The sequence below is a fragment of the Acinetobacter sp. F16 genome (genome assembly GCF_052712855.1).
Genome location: NZ_JBRATK010000031.1, coordinates 1 through 2,775 on the forward strand (window position 1 = coordinate 1; position 2,775 = coordinate 2,775).

The 2,775-nt window shown below is 37.1% G+C and carries 2 protein-coding genes; one reads left to right on the plus strand and one right to left on the minus strand.

All coding sequences use genetic code 11. The features are described 5' to 3' along the window. Positions 1-157: 157 nt before the first annotated feature. Positions 158-1,483 (minus strand): ISNCY family transposase, encoded by a 1,326-nt coding sequence (locus ACU0NF_RS11820; RefSeq protein ID WP_445661238.1) that lies wholly within the window; start codon positions 1,481-1,483, stop codon positions 158-160. Positions 1,484-1,688: 205 nt separating this feature from the next. On the opposite strand from ACU0NF_RS11820, the gene ACU0NF_RS11825 reads away from it, so the two are divergent. Beyond that, complete coding sequence (locus tag ACU0NF_RS11825) at positions 1,689-2,630, plus strand: ankyrin repeat domain-containing protein (protein ID WP_445661239.1); 942 nt, start codon at positions 1,689-1,691, stop codon at positions 2,628-2,630. Positions 2,631-2,775: the final 145 nt, after the last annotated feature.

The window sequence follows — 2,775 nt, forward strand, 5'->3', positions numbered from 1 at the left end:
TGATCAGCATCTATATTTTATATCCAGTCCATGGTGATAAAAACCATCATAAACTAGACATTTTTATTGGTGAGAATATAGACACTTTAAATGGGTTCTAACATTTTGTGTTATTCCCAAGTAGAAATGTCCTACCTAATAACCAAATAGAAATGTCCTATACCGACATTTCCAAGTCAAGCACAGGATTCAGATTTCGTTGTTGAATTGCTGTTTTCTGTGCACGTCTGCTTGGCATCTTTTGAGAACGATTGCGTTTGTTTTGTTGTTCCAGTTCTTCATGCTGTTGTTGAATATGCAGCAATACAGAACTTAAACGTTTATTCTCAACAATCTCTCGCTGATTCAGCTGACTTAATTTATCGAAGAGGCTGTAATTGATCTTTCGGCCATCATGCATGAGGGCTACAGTACCATCCGGGTATTCCAGGAACTCAAGATACTTACCGATCAACCTTTGATTTTCTTCGGTGTTTTCCAGGAGATATACGCATTTATCATAAGTAATCGTCAGGCTATTCGTGACTCTGCGGGGTTCACGCCAAGTAAAAATATCATCTAATTCTTCGGCTGTTTCAGTGATAGGCCGATGTAGATCCTTAGGATTAAAAGCCATCTTGGCGAACTTCTGATTGAACTGCTCAATGAAGCAGGGTAGCCAGGCATTAGCTTGCTCAATCGAACAGATGCCTTCCAAGCGCATTTCTTTGATCAGACGATCCTGAAGTGTCCTGTTGGCGCGTTCCACACGGCCTTTGGCCTGTGGTGAGTTAGCGAAGATGATATCGATATTGAGGGTACTGAGTACGCGTCCAAATTGCGTAATCTTGGTGTCTTTCTTGCTGCTTTGATTCACCCTAAACACTGAATGTTTATCACTGTAAAATGCCAATGGTTTACCGTGCTGTTCGACATACAGGCGTGTTGAAATCATATAGTCAAAGGCTGATTCTGATTCACAGAAGCGTAAATGCTGCAATTTTCCTGTGGCATCATCAATAAACACCAGCAGACAGCATTTAGCAGCGCGTCCTTCGAACCAGTCATGGTGAGAGCCATCGATTTGGATCAGTTCACCAAAGCAATCCCGGTTGTAACGAGGCTGATACGGGCGTTTCAGGCGCTTGGATCGAGGAATCCATAAGTCAGCTGCAATCATCCAGGAACGCAGGGTTTCTACTGAAAGATCGAATCCATGTACGGTGGTGAGCTTTTCATGCGCTAAAGTGGGTCCGAAACCATGGAGTTGGTCAGAAACAATATTGAGGCACTTGAGCCTGAGTTCTTCAGGAAGTTTGGAATTGCTGATTTGGCCACGACCGGCATGGGCTAATGCAGCTGGACCTTGAGCTTTGTATTTCTGCAGTAAGCGTCTGATCTGACGTTCTGAGATATGAAGTAGCTGAGCAGCCTGGGATTGAGTTATGCGTTGATCGCAGATTTCCTGCAAGACCGACAATCGTTTAAGTTCTTTATCCGACATAGACACCAACATATCAAACCGTCCGCTAACGAAATTGCAAAAGTGCATATTCTAAAAGCGGACATTTTTACTTTGGAGAAACCGGACACTTCTATTTGGGGCTTACAATTTTGACTTCGCATAACGCCCATTATGTTAAATGGCATCAATATTCGAGTAATTTTCTTTTATACTAAAACAAAATTTATGATATTTAATTCAACTTATGAATCCAACAATAGATACAATTTTAAGAAAAGTAGATGGCTTAAAGCTTACTCAAGATTTCTTCTTTGTGATGAATAAAACCATTCACTTAAGGTATGCAACTATTTATGAAACAGATGAGACAGGATTCAGAAATTTAGGGAATACTGAAGATATATTTCAAGAAATACATGACCTTATGGATAGTTCAGAATTAGATAATGGAATTTATAGCTATTATTCTATTGATAAAAAAGTAATACATCATATGGATTACAATCCTGAATTATTTTGGGATGATGCAATGGAATTAGTCCTATATCAAACTTATGATGTGACACCATCTGATGAAGAAAGAAAAATTCAATTACAGACAAGCCTTCAAGAAGAAAAAATAAAGCAGACCCTAGTATATGCTTGCTATCTTAATTTAGTAGATCAGATAGATTTTTTACTCTCAAAAAAAATAAATAAAAGTGAGTTAAATAGAAATCTTAAAGGTGTAGGAACACCTTTAGGATTAAGCATTGAATCGAATAATATTAAATTAGCAAAGAAACTATTAGAGCTCGGGGCAGACCCAAAGAAAAAATCATTTGCCTACACACCACTTGAATTGGCATTTAGATATTCAGATGAAATGGTTTTTTATTTTTTCGATCATTTTAAAGAGTATTTTATTAAGACAGTGACACAAAAAGGCTTAGCTATTGCGGGACTTAATCAGAACGCTGAAATTTATAAATTACTGATAAATTTAGGTTGTGACCCATTAGGTAAAGATCCAGTTTTCCAAATGCCACATGTTTTCGTAGATTATAATAATTTATACGGATTGCAGTTCTTAGCTGAATATGGGATAGATATGAAACATAAAAATAAATACAAAGAAACAGCTTTTGAAAGAGCACAGAAACAAGGGAAAACTGAATTAATAGACTATCTAGAAGCTTTTAATTAGTTTCCCTAAAATTAACATAATACACCTTATACGAAATTCCATTGTTAGAACCCATTTAAAGTGTCTATATTCTCACCAATAAAAATGTCTAGTTTATGATGGTTTTTATCACCATGGACTGGATATAAAATATAGATGCTGATCA